The 15,078-nt window shown below is 64.8% G+C and carries 13 protein-coding genes; 8 read left to right on the forward strand and 5 right to left on the reverse strand.

From position 1 onward, the window contains the following. Nucleotides 1–311 precede the first annotated feature (311 nt). Nucleotides 312–1,475: a patatin-like phospholipase family protein gene (locus QCM77_RS04665; RefSeq protein ID WP_279665590.1), complete on the reverse strand. Its 1,164-nt coding sequence runs from the start codon at nucleotides 1,473–1,475 to the stop codon at nucleotides 312–314. Between the two features lie 230 nt (nucleotides 1,476–1,705). On the opposite strand from QCM77_RS04665, the gene QCM77_RS04670 reads away from it, so the two are divergent. The 3 genes from QCM77_RS04670 (at nucleotide 1,706) to QCM77_RS04680 (ending at nucleotide 5,040) form a co-directional block, all read left to right on the forward strand. Continuing rightward, nucleotides 1,706–2,488: an acetoacetate decarboxylase gene (locus QCM77_RS04670; RefSeq protein WP_279665588.1), complete on the forward strand. Its 783-nt coding sequence runs from the start codon at nucleotides 1,706–1,708 to the stop codon at nucleotides 2,486–2,488. Nucleotides 2,489–2,597: 109 nt separating this feature from the next. Next, nucleotides 2,598–3,614: a transporter gene (locus QCM77_RS04675; RefSeq protein WP_279665587.1), complete on the forward strand. Its 1,017-nt coding sequence runs from the start codon at nucleotides 2,598–2,600 to the stop codon at nucleotides 3,612–3,614. A gap of 22 nt (nucleotides 3,615–3,636) precedes the next feature. Further along, complete coding sequence (locus QCM77_RS04680) at nucleotides 3,637–5,040, forward strand: carbohydrate porin (RefSeq protein WP_279665586.1); 1,404 nt, start codon at nucleotides 3,637–3,639, stop codon at nucleotides 5,038–5,040. On the opposite strand, the gene QCM77_RS04685 is transcribed toward QCM77_RS04680, so the two are convergent. The 3 genes from QCM77_RS04685 to QCM77_RS04695 all read right to left on the reverse strand — a co-directional run bounded on the left by QCM77_RS04685 (nucleotide 5,037) and on the right by QCM77_RS04695 (nucleotide 8,687). Next, nucleotides 5,037–6,332, reverse strand: coding sequence for an MFS transporter (locus QCM77_RS04685; protein WP_279665584.1), 1,296 nt, complete (start codon nucleotides 6,330–6,332; stop codon nucleotides 5,037–5,039). The two genes, QCM77_RS04680 and QCM77_RS04685, sit on opposite strands and share 4 nt — an antisense overlap. 125 nt (nucleotides 6,333–6,457) lie before the next feature. Further along, a complete protein-coding gene (locus QCM77_RS04690) occupies nucleotides 6,458–7,654 on the reverse strand; it encodes an acetyl-CoA C-acyltransferase (protein WP_279665583.1) in 1,197 nt (398 codons plus the stop codon). Between the two features lie 262 nt (nucleotides 7,655–7,916). Next, a complete protein-coding gene (locus QCM77_RS04695; protein ID WP_279665692.1) occupies nucleotides 7,917–8,687 on the reverse strand; it encodes an enoyl-CoA hydratase in 771 nt (256 codons plus the stop codon). Between the two features lie 155 nt (nucleotides 8,688–8,842). On the opposite strand from QCM77_RS04695, the gene QCM77_RS04700 reads away from it, so the two are divergent. After that, nucleotides 8,843–9,376: a PaaI family thioesterase gene (locus tag QCM77_RS04700; protein ID WP_279665581.1), complete on the forward strand. Its 534-nt coding sequence runs from the start codon at nucleotides 8,843–8,845 to the stop codon at nucleotides 9,374–9,376. A gap of 64 nt (nucleotides 9,377–9,440) precedes the next feature. Next, the gene (locus tag QCM77_RS04705; RefSeq protein ID WP_279665580.1) at nucleotides 9,441–10,061 is read left to right on the forward strand and encodes a TetR/AcrR family transcriptional regulator; all 621 of its coding nucleotides are present in this window, start codon (nucleotides 9,441–9,443) and stop codon (nucleotides 10,059–10,061) included. A 164-nt stretch (nucleotides 10,062–10,225) separates the two neighbouring features. Here the strand turns inward: QCM77_RS04705 and QCM77_RS04710 are convergent, their stop codons facing one another. Then, complete coding sequence (locus tag QCM77_RS04710; RefSeq protein WP_279665579.1) at nucleotides 10,226–11,134, reverse strand: LysR family transcriptional regulator; 909 nt, start codon at nucleotides 11,132–11,134, stop codon at nucleotides 10,226–10,228. A 103-nt stretch (nucleotides 11,135–11,237) separates the two neighbouring features. Between QCM77_RS04710 and QCM77_RS04715 the strand changes: the two genes are divergently transcribed. The 3 genes from QCM77_RS04715 (at nucleotide 11,238) to QCM77_RS04725 (ending at nucleotide 15,068) form a co-directional block, all read left to right on the forward strand. Continuing rightward, nucleotides 11,238–12,734 carry a CoA-acylating methylmalonate-semialdehyde dehydrogenase gene (locus QCM77_RS04715; RefSeq protein WP_279665578.1) on the forward strand — a complete coding sequence of 499 codons (1,497 nt, stop codon included), beginning with the start codon at nucleotides 11,238–11,240 and terminating at the stop codon, nucleotides 12,732–12,734. Nucleotides 12,735–12,858: 124 nt separating this feature from the next. After that, complete coding sequence (locus QCM77_RS04720) at nucleotides 12,859–14,004, forward strand: isobutyryl-CoA dehydrogenase (RefSeq protein ID WP_279665577.1); 1,146 nt, start codon at nucleotides 12,859–12,861, stop codon at nucleotides 14,002–14,004. Then, on the forward strand, nucleotides 14,001–15,068 hold the full coding sequence (locus QCM77_RS04725) for an enoyl-CoA hydratase/isomerase family protein (RefSeq protein WP_279665576.1): 1,068 nt from the start codon (nucleotides 14,001–14,003) through the stop codon (nucleotides 15,066–15,068). Before QCM77_RS04720 ends, QCM77_RS04725 begins: the two co-directional genes overlap by 4 nt. The last annotated feature ends 10 nt before the right edge of the window (nucleotides 15,069–15,078 follow it).

Raw genomic sequence — 15,078 nt, forward strand, 5'->3', positions numbered from 1 at the left:
TTTTTCGCACGCGGGACTGCGGGTGCCAGCCGGCGCCCGGCCTTCCCTGCGCCCTTTCTTGCGAGAGCGGCGAAGAAGAGAGCAAAGCTCGGGCGAAATGAGCCGCGAGAATGCAAAGCCGTGTGTTCTGAATGGAAGGTGTTTATGCCGCAGTCTCGTGCCCCGGACGCAGCGCAGCGTCTCTTCGACGGTGCGCTGCAGAGCCGGGGCCCATATCACTGCGACGCACCGTGTCGCCATCTCGGTCCCGGCTCTGCGCGGCAACGCTTGGGCGTTGCTGCGCGTCCGGGACACGAGAGCTTCGATCCCCCTTACGCGCTCTCCGTCTCCCGGTGCACGTCGTGCACCACCAGCCCCATGCCTTCGTCCGGCATCTTGATCCAGTCGCGGCGCTTGAGGGTGCGCTTGGTGTCCTCGTAGCCGCTCGCCCAGTGCTCGCGCATCGAGGTGCCCGAGAATTCGTGGTCCTTGGCGTCGCCCTCATAGGCCTTCTGCTGATAGATCAGATGCAGGATCGCGATCTCTGGCATGTCGCGCAGGCTCGCCTTGAGCTTGCGCTCCTCGTCGGACAGTTGCTCGTCGGGAAGCTTGGCCAGCGCCTTGTAGAGTTGGACCTTGAGATTGTGGGTGCGGCGGTAGACGTCGGTGTTGTGGCGGGTGCGCGAGGAATACATGATGTCCTTGTGGCGGGCCATCACGTCCTGGATCGAGCGCGGAAGCACGCCGCGTGCGCTGAACAGGTCGACCTGGAACACCAGCGAATTGAGCGCGTCTTCCTGCTCGAGCAGGTGCTGCAGTGGGGTGTTGGAGACGATGCCGCCGTCCCAGAAATGATCGGTGCCGATCCGTACCATCGGCAGTGCCGGGGGCAGGGCGCCGGAAGCCATGATGTGCTCCGGCTCGATCTCGTCATGGGAATTGTCGAAATAGATGAAATTGCCGGAGAGCACGTTCACGGCGCCGACCGCGAAGCGAACCTTCTTCTCGTTGATGAGGTCGAAGTCGACGAACTCGAGCAGGCTCTCCTTCAGCGGCATCGTGTCGTAATAGCTGGTGGCGGTCCGGGCGCCGACCGGGCTGAACCAGGGATTGACCTGATGCGGGCTGAAGAAGCCCGGCTGGCCCATCGCCGACGTCATCCACGCGCTGGTGAGATTGCGCCACTGGCGGAAGATGTCTCCGTCAGGCGTGTAGTGCCAGATCTTGCGGTTGGTGATGCGCTCCCAGAAGATGCGCAGCGCCTCGAGCCGCTTCTCCGGCTTGTTGCCGGCGATGATGGCGGAGTTGATCGCGCCGATCGAGACGCCGCAGACCCAGTCGGGCTCGATACCGGCCTCGTGCAGCGCCTGGTAGACGCCGGCCTGGTAGGCGCCGAGCGCGCCGCCGCCTTGCAGCACCAGCGCGACGCGGTCGCAGCGCTCGGGCCGCCAGCCTCGTGAGGGAGGCTGATGTGTCTGATATGTGCGGGCGTCCATGGTGTGCCTCCCTGCGTGAACCAAAACGATTGCGTTCCGCGGTGACGGCGTGATGACAATTTGGCGCCGATGCATCGCTTGCATGCACCATGGCCGCCTTGGGAATGGTTGCGGTCGTGCGCCTGACGGAAATCCTTCACATCGCAGTCAATGACGGCGGCTAGCAATTTGCATCGCCGCCTGACGCTGCCGGGCGGGCATCACATCAGCATCACGAGAGGAGACCAGCGATGCGCAGGGAAGATTTGCTGAGACTTCCGTCCATGCCGGCCGCCGGGCCGAGCTATCCGGCCGGGCCCTATCGCTTCGTCAACCGCGAATTCCTGGTCATCACCTACGAGACCGATCCGGACCTGATCCGCGCCGGCCTGCCTGACCCGCTGGAGCCGATCGACCAGCCGATCGTGCATTACGAATGGATCAAGATGCCGGACTCTTCCGGCTTCGGCAGCTACACCGAGTCCGGCCTAGTCATCCCAGCGCGCCTGCACGGCGAGGATGTCAACTTCGTCTCGCAGATGTATCTGGACGATGATCCGCCGATCGCGGCCGGCCGCGAGATCTGGGGCTTTCCCAAGAAATACGCCCATCCGAAACTCGAGATCGTCAAGGACACGCTGACGGGCACGCTGGAATATGCCGGCCAGCTCGTCGCCATGGGCACGATGGGCTACAAGCACGAGAGCATGGCCGGCAACGGCGATCTGACCCGAGCGACGCTGTCGAAGACGCAGATCAATCTGAAGATGATCCCCGGCGTCGACGGCCGTCTCGAGATCTGCCAGCTCGTCGCGATCAACCTCATCGACATCGTGCCGAAGGGCTCCTGGATCGGGCCCGGCCGGCTGCATCTCGTGCCGCATGTCAACGCGCCCGTCGCCGATTTCCCGGTCCGCCGCTGCCTCGGCGCGCATCATTACATCGCCGACCTGACGCTGCCGTTCGGCCGCGTCGTGCACGACTACATCGGGGAAGCCGAGGCGGCGGCCGCGACCGGGCTGGCGGCCGAGTAGGGCGCCATCATCAAACTGTAACAATGCCGTAATTGAGTACCCGCGTGGGTCCGGAAGATGCCGTCAGCCATCTCTAGGACGGGGCATTCGTTGACGGTTGGGGTTGGTCATGGCTGAGCCGGCAAAGCTTGTCAGCGCGATATCGGATTCCGTGCCTGCCATTCCCGGCCTGGTGTGGGCGTTCCGCCTCCACAGCGACGGCGGTGCCGAGGCGCTGCCGATCGACCAGCCGATCGAGTTCAGTCATGACGGCCGGCTCTGGCTGCATTTCAACCTCACGGACACGCGCGCACGGCCGTGGATCGCCGCGTCCCAGCTGCCGCCGCTCGCGCGCGAGCTCTTGCTGTCCAACGACACCTTCCAGCAGCTTCACGTCATCGACCACTGCGTCTACGGCGTGTTCTCCGACCTCGTGCGCGACATCGACAGCGCGACGGAGGAGACCGCGTTCCTGCGCTTCGCCATGACCGAGCGGCTCCTGATCAGTGGCCGCCATCAGGCGCTGTGCTCGGCGGATGCGACGCGCCGGGTGCTCGAAGGCGGCTACCGCGTCGACAACGTCGCCCATCTCCTCGAAAAGATCGTCGACGAGGTCGCCGACACGCTGGACCGGATGGCCGACAAGCTCGGCCAGGAGATCGACGACATCGAGGAGCGGATTTTGGCCGACGACGCCAGGCCGGAGATGCGCCGCAATCTCGGCCGGCTGCGCCGGACCTGCGTCAGGCTGCATCGCCAGCTCACCGGCCTGCGTACGCTGTTCCACCGCCTCGACCAGAAGAACACCGACCACCTGTCGCCCGACTTGCGAATCCAGGCCGGCAAGCTGGCGCAGCGGCTGGACGGCCTCGACCACGATATCGTCGAGCTGCGCGAGCGCAGTCGCCTGCTCGAGGAGGAACTGCGTTTCAAGAACGAGGAGGAGAGCAACCATCACCTCCACACGCTCTCGATCGTGACCTCGCTGCTGCTGCCGCCGACGCTGATCACCGGCATCTTCGGCATGAACACCAAGGGCCTGCCGCTGACCGACGTCGAGAGCGGATTTGTCTGGGCGGCTCTCCTGATGGCCTCGTCGGTCGGTGCGGCCTATCTCTTCATGCGGCGCACGGGCATCTTCAAGTAGCGTGCGCCAGCCGGTATCAGCCGTGATCGCGGCTGCTCATCAATTTCCGCTGCGACATGCGGCTGCCGTTGCGCTGGCCTCGACAGTGGCAGGCACGAGCGCGTTCGCCGGCGCCAAGGACGAAAGCGTGGCGGGGTGGCTGGCTCCGAAATGGTTCAACGAGTGGCATGACGGCCTCGCCGACAAGGGCCTGAATTTCGGCGCCACCTATATCGCCGACAACATCGGCAATGTGTCGGGTGGCGTCAAGCGCGGCGCCATCCATTTCGGCCGGCTCGATCTGTCGGTCGATGCCGATCTCGACAAGCTGGTCGGCTGGACCGGCGGCCGCTTCTACGCCAATGCCTTCGTGATCTACGGGCGCGGGCTCTCCCGCAACTACGTCATGAATCTCGCCACCATCAGCGAGATCGAGGCGCTGCCGGACCAGCGGCTCTACAACGCCTATTTCGAGCAGAGCCTGTTCAATGACAGGCTGAACATCAGGGCCGGCCAGCAGGCGGCCGATGTCGAGTTCTTCGACAGCCAGACCGACGACCTCTTCATCAACGGCACGTTCGGCTGGCCCGCGATCAAGGCGAGCAACCTTCCGGCCGGCGGCCCGGCGCCGCCGATCGCGGTCCCCGGCATTCGCATCAAGGCCGCGCTGACGGATCAGATCACGGCATTCGGTGCTGTCTTCAACGGCGATCCGTCAGGACCAGGCGATGCCGATCCGCAGATTCGCGACCATCATGGTCTCGCCTTCCGCGTCAACGACCCGCCGTGGGTGATCGGGCAGGTTCGCTTCAACTACGACATCGATATCGGCGGCCGCCCGCTCGCCGGCAATATCACGCCGGGTGCCTGGAAGCATTATGGCTCGTTCGACAGCCAGCGCTTCACGGCGGACGGGCTATCGATCGCGGATCCCAGCGGAAGCGGCGTTCCGGCAAAGCTTCGCGGCAATTACGGTATCTTTGCAGTCATCGAGCAGGTGCTCTACCGCCCGCCGGAGGTCAAGGACAACACCACCTCGGCCTCGATCCCGGGCGTCACCGCGTTCGGCCGCATCGCCTACAGCCCGCCGGACCGCAATCTGATCGATCTTTATCTGGACGGCGGCATCGGCTTCGTCGGCTTCGTACCCGGTCGTCCGCTCGACCGGTTCGGCGTGGCGGCGGCCTATATGCGCATCTCGAACACTGCGCGCAACCTCGATCTCGACACCCAGTTCTACACCGGCATCCAGAGCCCGGTGCGCAGCAACGAGACGCTGATCGAGATGATCTACGAGGCGCACATCAAGCCGGGCTGGCTGATCGCGCCGTACTTCCAATATGTGTTCCGCCCCTCCGGCGGCATTCCAAATCCGAACGACCCGACCGCTGTCGCGCGGATCGGTGACGCCGCAGTCCTCGGCGTCACCACCACGATCAGGTACTAAGCCATCGCGGCTTGCGGCTTTGGCTTCGGTTGTCGCGACAGCGTCAGCACGATCAGCGAGGCGAACACGCAGAGTGCGCCCGCGATGAAGAATGCGGGCAGATAGCTCTGATAGACCGTCCGTGAGAAACCGGCGCCGAAGGCGGCGGTGCCCGCGCCGAGCTGATGGCCGGCGAAGATCCAGCCGAACACCAGATTGGCGCGCTCGGGCCCGAATTTCTGCGCGGTGAGGCGCACCGTGGGCGGCACGGTTGCGATCCAGTCGAGCCCGTAGAACATCGCGAAGATCGAGAGCCCATAGAACGAGAAATCGCTGAACGGGAGGAAGATCAGCGAGAGCCCGCGCAGGCCGTAATACCAGAACAGCAAATAGCGGTTGTCGTAGCGGTCCGACAGCCAGCCCGACATGATGGTGCCGAAGAAGTCGAAGATGCCCATCGCAGCCAGCAGGCCCGCGGCCTGCACCTGCGGGATGCCGAAATCGAGACACATCGGGATCAGATGCACCTGCACGAGGCCATTGGTGGATGCGCCGCAGACGAAGAACGTCGCAAACAAGACCCAGAATGCGCTGCTCTTCGAGGCGTCGCGCAGCGTGCCAAGCGCGACGCCGGTGATCGAGCCATGGCTGACCGGCGGCGCGGGCAGGGGCTCGGTGCCTTCGTCGCCGAACGGGCGCAGGCCCAAATCGCTCGGACGGTCGCGCATCGCGAGCAGGACCGCGAGGGCGGAAACGCCAAGCGCGATGCAGACGAAGCCGAGTGCAAGCCGCCAGCCGAAACGTTCGGTCAGGCTTGCGAGCAGCGGCAGGAACACGAGCTGGCCGGTGGCGACGCTCGCGGTCATGATGCCGACGACGAGGCCCCGCCGCGCCGCGAACCAGCGCGTCGCGATGGTGGCGCCCAGCACCAGCGCGGTCATGCCGGTGCCGATCCCGATCACCACGCCCCACAGGGCCACGAGCTGCCAGACCTCGGTCATGCCGAGCGAGAGCACCAGCGCGGAGACGACGATGAGCTGCGCGGTCAGCGTGACGTTGCGCAGGCCATAGCGGTTGAGCAGGGCAGCTGCGAACGGCGCCATCAGCCCGAACAGGATGAAGCGGATCGACAGCGCGGATGAGATCTCCGCCGTGCTCCAGCCGAACTCCTTCTGAAGGGGAACGATGAACACGCCGGGCGCGCCGACCGTGCCGGCGCTGATCAGCGCGGTGAGGAAGGTCACGCCGACCATCACCCAGCCGTAGTGGATATTGCGGCGGCCGAGTGTTGCCGCGAGCCAGTTCGAGATCATTGGGCCTCAATCTTGGTGGGCAGGTTTTGAAACACTTGCTCTTGAAACACCTGCGCGAGCTTGCAGAATGGCACGGGACTCGTCTGTCGGAAATGACAGAGTTCCCTCATTTCCGGACTTCTATGTCAGTGCGTCAAGCGCTCCACCGCGATCGCTGTGGCTTCGCCGCCGCCAATGCAGAGCGCCGCCACGCCGCGCTTGAGGTTTTGCGCCTCGAGCGCATGCAGCAGCGTCACGATCAGCCGTGCGCCGGTGGCGCCGATGGGATGGCCGAGCGCGCAGGCGCCGCCGTTGATATTGAGCTTCTCGCGGGGAATGCCGAGATCGCGCTGCGCCGCCATCGCCACCACGGCGAAGGCCTCGTTGATCTCGAACAGATCGACATCGCCGGCACTCCAGCCGACCTTGTCCAAGAGCTTGCGGATCGCCGGGATCGGCGCCGTGGTGAACCATTGCGGCTCCTGGCTATGGGTGGCGTGGCCCTTGATCTCGGCCAGCGCAGGCAGCCCATTGCGATCGGCGAGCGACCGCTTCGTCAGCACCAGCGCAGCGGCGCCGTCAGCGTTCGCAGAGGAGGCTGCCGGCGTGATGGTGCCGTTGGCGCGGAAGGCCGGCTTCAGCCCGGGGATCTTTGCGGGATCGACCTTCAACGGATGCTCGTCATTGGCGACGATGCGGGGGCCTGCTTTCTCGGTGAGCGTGATCGGCGCGATCTCGGCCTTGAACGCACCGCCCTCGACCGCCTTGCGCGCGCGGCTCAGCGTCTCCATCGCATAGGCGTCCTGGTCCTTGCGGGTGAACTGATAGGATTCCGCAGTCGCTTCACCGAAATCGCCCATGGAGCGGCCGGTCTCGTAAGCGTCTTCCAGCCCGTCCATCATCATGTGGTCGATGATGCGGTCGTGGCCGGCGCGATAGCCGCCGCGCGCCTTCGCCAAGAGATACGGCGCGTTGCTCATGCTCTCCATGCCGCCGGAGACGACGATGTCGGCCGAGCCCGCGCGGATGATGTCGTGCGCCAGCATGGTCGCCTTCATCCCGGAGCCGCAGACCTTGTTCACCGTGGTGGCACCGGTGGCGTCAGGAAGTCCGGCCGCACGGGCGGCCTGCCGCGCCGGCGCCTGGCCTTGTCCGGCCGGCAGCACGCAGCCCATGAAGACCTCGTCGACCTTCTCCGGCGCGAGTTGTGCCCGCTCCAGCGCAGCTCCAATCACGTGCGATCCGAGCTTGTGTGCGGCGAGCGGCGACAGCTCGCCCATGAAGCGGCCGAGCGGAGTGCGGACGGCGGAGACGATGACGACGGGATCGGCGGCTTCGGCCATGGGGGACTCCCTGCGATGATCGGTGAATAAGATTACACACATCATATGATGCGGCGCAAAAAATGCAACGGCGCCCGGCATGAGAAATTGTCGTGGTTCGGATGAGATTTGCTGATGTTTGGAAGGTCTCTTCCTACAGGCCCTGTCATCGTCCGCGAAGGCGGACGATCCAGTATTCCAGAGGCAGCGCGGGGATACGGAGAGGCTGCGGCGTACTGGATGCCCCGCCTTCGCGGAGCATGACACTGTGGTTGCGGCTCGCCTACCGCTTCCTGTTCACGAACGCCTGCATCAGCCGCGTCGGCTCGTCGGTCAGGAACGACTCGCCGAACACCTTCACGCTGAGGTTCACCGACTCCGTCAGCGGCAATTCCTCCCACTGCCGCAGCAACGCCTTCTGCGACCGCAGCGCTTCAGGCCCGCATTCGAGCAGCGCTTTCACGAGGTGCTCGATCTCGGCATCCAGTCCACCCTCCGGCGCGACCTTGTCGACCAGGCCCCAGGCCAGCGCCGTCGGCGCGTCGATGTTCTCGGCGGTCATCACCAGCCAGCGGGCGCGGGCCCAGCCGATCAGGCGCGGCAGCAGCGCGGCATGGATCACCGAGGGAATGCCGACGCGCACCTCCGGCATGCCGAAATGCGCATCATGCGCGGCGATCCGGAAGTCGCAGGCCGCGGCCACCTCGAGCCCGCCGCCGAGGCACCAGCCCGGCATGCGCGCGATCATGGGGGCCGGGAAGGCGCGCACGGCCTCGCAGAGATCGCGCAGGCGGCTGATGAAGGCCTCGGCCGATCTCTGGTCGAGCTTGGCCATCTCCTTGATGTCGGCGCCGCCGATCATGCTCTTCTCGCTCTGGCCGCGCAGCACCGCCACGCGAATGCTGCGGTCGGAGCCAAGCTGTTGCAAGCCTTGGCGCACCGCGTCGGTCACGGGCGAGCCGAGGATGTTGAGTGAACCTGCATTACAGATCGTGACATGAACGACGCCGCGCGCATCGCGCGTCACGCCGCAGTGGGTGTTGAGCATTTCCATGGCGAGATCTCTGATTTTTGTGGACATGCGCCGACGCGCGGGTCGGGGCTTACTTCCGAGCCGAAACGCTCGGCTTGTCAAGCGGGCAGGAGAGGCGGAGTTGCCAGCGTGAAGTCCGCGGCATAGTATGATGTATATCATCCAAAGGGGCGGCCATGACTGAGATCAATCAACTCGACCTGTTTTCGCCCGCGCAGCGACGCGAGCGCGTGGTGGACTGGCAGGTTCCGGCCCCGGTTGCGAAAGCCGCCATGGGGCTCTCCGGCATGGACGCGATGTTGGGCATCCGCGACGGCCGCTTGCCGCCGCCACCCTTCGCAAAACTGATCGGTTTCACCATGGCCGTGGTCGAACCGGGCCGGATCGTCATGGAACTGGAGCCGCGCGAAGATCTCGAAAATACCATCGGCTTGCTGCACGGGGCGACCGCGGCGGCGTTGATCGACACCGCGATGGGCTGTGCGATCTCGACCAGGTTGGAAGCTGGGCAGAGCTCAGTGACTCTCGACCTGAAAATGACCTTCCTGCGTCCGCTCTCGGTTCGTTCCGGGCTGATCTCAGCCGAAGGTAAAGTGATCAAGCTGGGACGCCAGAGCAGCTACACCGAGGGATTTGTGCGCGACGGCAAGGGGGCGCTCGCGGTCCATGCAACTGCAACCTTTTCGATGATCGGCAATGTCTTAACATGAATTAATGCACCGCCTGGTCCATTTCTGTGTTATAAAATGATCTTCGACATTCAATGAGACCCGCATGCGCTATTCCCGGGAACACAAACAGGAAACCCACGACCGTATCGTGAAGAAGGCCTCGGTGCGGCTGCGCGAGAAGGGTGCCCACGGCATTGGCGTCGCCGACCTCATGAAGGAAGCGGGCCTGACCCATGGCGGCTTCTACGCCCATTTCGATTCCCGCGAGGCGCTGGTGATCGAGGCGTTTGGCTACGCCATGGATCGCGGGATGGAGCACTGGCGCAGGCAATCCGATCAGGTCGCGCCGGAGAAGCAGCTCACCCAGATCGTCGAGACCTATCTCTCGACGGTGCATCGCGACAACCCCGGTCACGGCTGCTCGATCCCCGCGCTCGGCGCCGAGATCGCCCGCGAGAGCCCGAAGACGCGAAGAGCCTTTGCCGGCAAGCTCGAGGAGATGATCGAGATGATGACCGACTTCATCCCGAACCTGCCGCGCAAGGCGGCGCGCAAGCAGGCGATCGCGTCGCTGGCGACCATGGCCGGCACCATGCTGCTCGCGCGCATCGCCGGCTCGAGCGAGCTGTCGGACGAGGTGCTGAAGACGGGCAGGGACAGCGCGCTGGATGGCGCGCGGCGTGAGCCGAAGGTAACGGCGGTCAAGAAGCCGAAGCAGAGTTAGCGACTAGCGACAGCCATGGGCTCCGGACCTCATCCTGAGGAGACCGCGAAGCGGTCGTCTCGAAGGATGGCCGCGGGTGAGATGTTGGCCTGCATGGTTCGAGACGGCGCTTCGCGCCTCCTCACCATGAGGGTGTGGCAGTCGTGCTCCTCTCCCTGTAAATTCTACCTTCCCGCGAACAGCGCCCGCTCGCGCTCCACGATCTCGCTGATGTAATCCGCCACAGCCCTGATCCGCGCCAGGTCCTTGCTGTCGGCGTGCATCAGCATCCAGAAGGTGCGGGTGATCGAGACCTCTTGCGTTAGCACCGCAACAAGCTGCGGATAGTCGGCCGCCATGAAGTGCGGCAGCACGGCGATACCGAAGCCGGCGAGCGTGGCATTGAGTTGCGCGATCAGATTGGCGCTGCGCAGGCGCGCGGAGATCTTCGGCGACACCTGCGGCAGATAGTCGAGCTCGGGCGTGAACAGCAACTCCTCGATGTAACCGACAAAACGATGCTGCGGCAGCACTTCGCGTGAGGTGATTGTCGGAAAGCGGTCGAGATAGGCGGGTGCGGCATAAAGCCCGAGCTTGTAGTCGAGCAGCTTGCGTCCGACGATCCGGCCCTCCTTCGGCATGGTCAGGCTGATGGCGATGTCGGCCTCACGCTTGGAGAGACTGAACAGCCGCGCCGTCGCGACAAGTTGCAGGTCGAGATCGGGATACCGGTCGGCGAAGGCTCCGAGCCGTGGCGCCAGGAAGGTGGTGCCAAACCCGTCGGGGGCACCGATCCGCACCGTGCCGGTCAGCCGCGCGACCGAGCCGCCGACCTGTTCCTGGTTGGCGACGATGGTCGATTCCATCGCCTCCGCGCTGTCGGCGACGCGCTGGCCGGCCTCGGTCAGGAGATAGCCGGTCTTGCGGCGGTCAAACAGCTTTGCCGAGAGGTGCTTTTCCAGCCGATCGACCCGGCGGATCACCGTGGCATGGTCCACCCCGAGCTGTTTTGCGGCAGCCGACACCGAGCCGCCCCGCACGATGGCCAGCACGAAGCGGAAGTCGTCCCAGTCGATCGCGCCTTGATCCAGCATTTTCGCACATCTATGGTGCATTATCTCAGACTTGAATCCTATAAAATGCAGGTTGATAGGATTTGTCAAAGCGATCGGGCTCGACTTCCAAGGAGATTATTCCATGCGTTCAATCGGACATTTCATCGGTGGCAAGGAGGTCAAGGGCACCTCGGGCCGCACCGCCGACGTTTTCGAGCCGATGACCGGTGACGTCCAGGCCAAGGTGGCGCTGGCGTCCAAGGCCGAGGTCCGCGCCGCCGTGGAAAACGCCCGCGCCGCACAGCCGGAATGGGCCGCGACCAATCCGCAGCGCCGCGCCCGCGTCATGATGAAGTTCGTCGAGCTGGTGCAGCGCGACTACGACAAGCTCGCCGAGCTGCTCGCCCGCGAGCACGGCAAGACCGTTCCCGACGCCAAGGGCGACATCCAGCGCGGCCTCGAGGTCGCGGAATTCGCCTGCGGCATCCCGCATCTGATGAAGGGCGAGTACACCGAAGGCGCCGGCCCCGGCATCGACATCTACTCCATGCGCCAGGCGCTCGGCGTCGTTGCCGGCATCACGCCGTTCAATTTCCCGGCGATGATCCCGATGTGGAAGTTTGCGCCCGCGATCGCCTGCGGCAACGCCTTCATCCTGAAGCCGTCGGAGCGCGATCCCGGCGTGCCGATGATGCTCGCCGAGCTGATGATCGAGGCGGGCTTGCCGGCTGGCATCCTCAATGTCGTCAACGGCGACAAGGAAGCAGTCGACGCCATCCTCGACGATCCCGATATCAAGGCCGTCGGCTTCGTCGGCTCCACGCCGATCGCGCAATACATCTACGAGCGCGCCGCGCAGACCGGCAAGCGCTGCCAGTGCTTTGGCGGCGCCAAGAACCACGCCATCATCATGCCCGACGCCGACATGGATCAGGCGGTCGACGCACTGATCGGTGCCGGCTACGGTTCGGCCGGCGAACGCTGCATGGCCGTGTCTGTCGCGGTCCCGGTCGGCAAGTCCACCGCCGACCGCCTGATGGAAAAGCTGGTCCCGCGCGTCGAGTCGCTCAAGATCGGCACCTCGATCGATCCGTCCGCCGACTACGGTCCGCTGGTGACGCGCGAGGCAGTCGAGAAGGTCAAGGGCTACATCGACATCGGCATCAAGGAAGGCGCGACGCTTGCCGTCGACGGCCGCGGCTTCAAGATGCAGGGCTACGAGAACGGCTTCTATCTCGGCGGCTCGCTGTTCGACAACGTCACCAAGGACATGCGGATCTACAAGGAAGAGATTTTTGGCCCGGTGCTCTCGGTCGTGCGCGCGCACGACTACAAGGAAGCGCTGGCGCTGCCGTCGGAGCATGATTATGGCAACGGCGTTGCCATCTTCACCCGCGACGGCGACGCGGCGCGCGATTTCGCGGCCAAGGTCAACGTCGGCATGGTCGGGATCAACGTACCGATCCCGGTGCCGATCGCCTATTACACCTTCGGCGGCTGGAAGAAGTCGGGCTTTGGCGATCTCAACCAGCACGGCCCGGACTCGGTCCGCTTCTACACCAAGACCAAGACGGTGACCTCGCGCTGGCCGTCCGGCGTCAAGGAAGGCGCGGAGTTCTCGATCCCGCTGATGAAGTGATTTCGTCCACCGTCATTGCGAGGAGCTCTTGCGACGAAGCAATCCAGACTGTCTCCGCGGAGGGATGCTGGATTGCTTCGCTGCGCTCGCAATGACGAACGGATAAAGGCGACAGGCGGCAACGATGCAGTTCGCTCTGAACGAGGATCAGGTCGCGGTTCGCGACATGGCGTTGGCGTTTGCGGCTTCGAGGATCGCGCCGCACGCGTTGCGCTGGGACGAGGAGAAGCATTTCCCCGTCGAAGTCATGCGCGCGGCCGCCGCACTCGGTATGGGCGGCATCTACATCCGCGAGGATGTCGGCGGCTCCGCCATGACGCGGTTCGACGCGGCGCTGATTTTCGAGGCGCTGGCGACGGGCTGTCCGACCACCTCGGCCTTCATCTCCATCCACAACATGGCGTCCTGGATGATCGATGCCTATGGCAGCGATACCCAGCGCCAGAAGTGGCTGCCAAAACTCTGCACCATGGAGCTGATCGCGAGCTACTGCCTGACCGAGCCGGGCGCCGGCTCGGACGCGGCTGCGCTGCGCACCCGCGCGGTGCGCGATGGCGATCAATACATCCTCAACGGCCAGAAGCAGTTTATCTCAGGTGCCGGCGGCACCGATCTCCTGGTCGCAATGGTTCGCACTGGCGCCGACGGCCCCGGCGGCATCTCGACGCTTGTGATCGACGGCAAGACGCCGGGTGTCTCCTTCGGCGCCAATGAGCGCAAGATGGGCTGGAACGCGCAGCCGACCCGCGCGGTGATCTTCGAGAACGCCCGCGTGCCGGTCGCCAACCGGCTGAGCGAGGAGGGCGTCGGATTCAAGATCGCGATGGCGGGCCTCGACGGCGGGCGTCTCAACATCACGGCCTGCTCGCTCGGCGGGGCGCAGACCGCGCTCGACAAGGCGCGCGCCTACATGAAGGAACGCAAGGCTTTTGGAAAGCGCCTCGACGAATTCCAGGCGCTGCAATTTAAGCTCGCCGACATGGCGATCGAGCTCGAGGCCGCGCGCACCTTTTTGTGGCGCGCCGCGGCGGCGCTGGACCGTAAGGACCCCGATGCCACGATGCTCTGTGCGATGGCCAAGCGTTTTGGCACGGATGCCGGCTTCGAGGTCGCCAACCAGGCGCTCCAGCTTCATGGCGGCTACGGCTATCTCAGCGAATACGGCATCGAGAAGATCGTGCGCGATTTGCGCGTGCACCAGATTCTCGAAGGCACCAATGAAATCATGCGGCTGATCGTGGCGCGCAAATTGATCGAGGGCGCCCGATGAGTGGTATGGAAGAGGGCGATCTGGTCGCTCGGGTCGAGGGCTCGGCCGGCGTTATCAGGCTCAACCGCCCCAAGGCGATCAACGCCGTGACGCTGGAGATGTTTCGCGACATCGACAAGGCGCTCGACGGCTTCGAGGCCGACCCCGCGGTTGCCGTGATCCTGCTGGAAGGTGCCGGCGAGCGCGGCCTGTGTGCCGGCGGCGACATCCGCGCGCTCTGGGAGAGCTCGAAGGTCGACGGCGACCTCGGCAAGATCCTGTGGCGGGAAGAGTACATCCTCAACGCCCGGATCAAGAAGCTGCCAAAACCCTATGTCGCCTTCATGGACGGCATCGTGATGGGCGGCGGCGTCGGACTCTCGGCCCATGCGAGCCATCGCGTCGTCACCGACCGCACCAGGCTCGCGATGCCCGAGGTCGGGCTTGGCTTCTTCCCCGATGTCGGCGGCACCTGGCTACTCTCGCGTTCGCCCGGCGAGATCGGCACTTATTTCGGCCTGACCGGCCAGACCATGAATGGGCCGGATGCTACCCACGCGAAATTCGCTGATGCCGTCGTGCCGGCGGCCAAATGGCCGGGGCTGCGCGAGGCGTTGACGAAAGTTAGCTCCGGTGCGGACGCGGCCGATGTCAGCAAGCTCGTCAACGGTTTTGCGACCGGCGAGGCTGCGGGGCCGGTGGCAGCCAAGCAGGCGACGATCGACGCATTGTTCGGTTTCGACCGCATGGAGGACATTTTCGCTGCGCTCAAGCGCGACGGCTCGGAGTTCGCCCATGCGACATTGAAGACGCTCAATGAGAAGTCGCCGCGCGGCATGGTGGTGACGCTGAAGCTTTTGCGGCTGGCGCGCACGGCGTCGAGCCTGGAGGAGTGCCTCGTGCGCGAATATCGCGCCGCGCTGGAGGTCTTCCGCAGCGACGATTTTCGCGAGGGCGTACGCGCGGCCGTGATCGACAAGGATCGCAATCCGACCTGGTCGCCGCCGCGGATCGAGGACGTCACGCCGGACATGCTTGCGCCGTACCTCGCCGAGATCGGCGCCGACGAATTGAAGTTCAACTAATCAACGAGAC

This window comes from Bradyrhizobium nivariense (genome assembly GCF_029846695.2).
Taxonomy (GTDB): Bacteria; Pseudomonadota; Alphaproteobacteria; order Rhizobiales; family Xanthobacteraceae; genus Bradyrhizobium.

Bases quoted from the DNA above. Each gene is read 5' to 3' on its own strand.
- QCM77_RS04665 (WP_279665590.1), bottom strand. From the start codon at position 1,475: ATGGACGCCCGCACATATCAGACACATCAGCCTCCCTCACGAGGCTGG.
- QCM77_RS04715 (WP_279665578.1), top strand. From the start codon at position 11,238: ATGCGTTCAATCGGACATTTCATCGGTGGCAAGGAGGTCAAGGGCACC.
- QCM77_RS04675 (WP_279665587.1), top strand. From the start codon at position 2,598: ATGGCTGAGCCGGCAAAGCTTGTCAGCGCGATATCGGATTCCGTGCCT.
- QCM77_RS04725 (WP_279665576.1), top strand. From the start codon at position 14,001: ATGAGTGGTATGGAAGAGGGCGATCTGGTCGCTCGGGTCGAGGGCTCG.
- QCM77_RS04670 (WP_279665588.1), top strand. From the start codon at position 1,706: ATGCGCAGGGAAGATTTGCTGAGACTTCCGTCCATGCCGGCCGCCGGG.
- QCM77_RS04720 (WP_279665577.1), top strand. From the start codon at position 12,859: ATGCAGTTCGCTCTGAACGAGGATCAGGTCGCGGTTCGCGACATGGCG.
- QCM77_RS04700 (WP_279665581.1), top strand. From the start codon at position 8,843: ATGACTGAGATCAATCAACTCGACCTGTTTTCGCCCGCGCAGCGACGC.
- QCM77_RS04710 (WP_279665579.1), bottom strand. From the start codon at position 11,134: ATGCTGGATCAAGGCGCGATCGACTGGGACGACTTCCGCTTCGTGCTG.
- QCM77_RS04705 (WP_279665580.1), top strand. From the start codon at position 9,441: ATGCGCTATTCCCGGGAACACAAACAGGAAACCCACGACCGTATCGTG.
- QCM77_RS04695 (WP_279665692.1), bottom strand. From the start codon at position 8,687: ATGGAAATGCTCAACACCCACTGCGGCGTGACGCGCGATGCGCGCGGC.
- QCM77_RS04690 (WP_279665583.1), bottom strand. From the start codon at position 7,654: ATGGCCGAAGCCGCCGATCCCGTCGTCATCGTCTCCGCCGTCCGCACT.
- QCM77_RS04685 (WP_279665584.1), bottom strand. From the start codon at position 6,332: ATGATCTCGAACTGGCTCGCGGCAACACTCGGCCGCCGCAATATCCAC.